Source organism: Streptomyces cahuitamycinicus (assembly GCF_002891435.1).
Classification (GTDB): Bacteria; Actinomycetota; Actinomycetes; order Streptomycetales; family Streptomycetaceae; genus Streptomyces; species Streptomyces cahuitamycinicus.
In genome coordinates this window covers 1-886 of sequence record NZ_POUC01000894.1, presented here as the reverse complement: position 1 = coordinate 886, position 886 = coordinate 1, and the positions used below count along the sequence as shown (strand labels likewise).

The window sequence follows — 886 nt, the reverse complement described above, 5'->3', positions numbered from 1 at the left end:
CCCCAACGGCCACCCGTACCACCGCCTCGACCGGGCCACGGGCCGTCACCGCTGGTGGCGGGCCTGGGTCGGGACCCTGCTGCTGGCCGTCACCTACTTCGTGGCGATCCTCGTGCTGTTCGGCGTCAGCCACGGCCTCGGCACGGCGCTCGGCGCCCCCGTACTGCCCGACGGCGGCGCCGACTTAGGGCCACTCGGAAACACGGCGATGGACCTCGTGTCCATCGCGATCGCCCTGCCCCTGGTGCTGCTGGCCACCCTGTGGCCGGCCAGACGGCCCGTCGGCACCGTCACGTCGGTCACCGGACGGCTGCGCACCGGCTGGCTCGGGTGGTGTCTGCTGGCCGGGCTGCTGCCCCTCCTCCTGCTCACGGTGACGGGCTTCCTCCTGCCGGGCGACTCGGGCGAGTCCGACACGTGGGTGGGCCTGCGCTCCTTCCTCGTGGCCCTGGCCGTGCTGGCCGTCCTCGTCCCGCTGCAGGCCGCGGCAGAGGAGTACGTCTTCCGCGGCTGGCTGCTCCAGGCGGCCGGTGCGTTCGTGCGCTCCCCTTGGCTCGCCGTGATCCCGCAGGCCGTACTGTTCGCCGCGGCCCACGGCTGGGGCACCCGGTGGGGCTTCCTCGGCCTGCTGGTGAACGGCCTGGTGGCCGGTCTGCTCACGATCCGCACCGGCGGACTGGAAGCGGCGATCGCCCTGCACGTCCTGAACAACCTGCTGGCCTTCGGCGTCTCCGCAGCGCTCGTCGGCGGACTGTCGTCGGACGAGACCGCGGCCGACGCGCCCTGGCCGCTGGCCCTCGCCGCCATCGCCACCGACCTGCTCTACGCCGCGATCGTGCTGTGGCTCGCCCGGCGCCACCAACCGCAGCGCCTCTCGGCCCCGAGC

Annotated in this window: 1 protein-coding gene; it reads left to right on the top strand. The window is 74.0% G+C overall.

Annotated elements, in window-relative coordinates; translation table 11 throughout:
* Nucleotides 1-886, top strand: an 886-nt coding sequence (locus tag C1J00_RS43725; protein ID WP_342751823.1) for a CPBP family intramembrane glutamic endopeptidase, incomplete at both ends; no start/stop codon positions are given.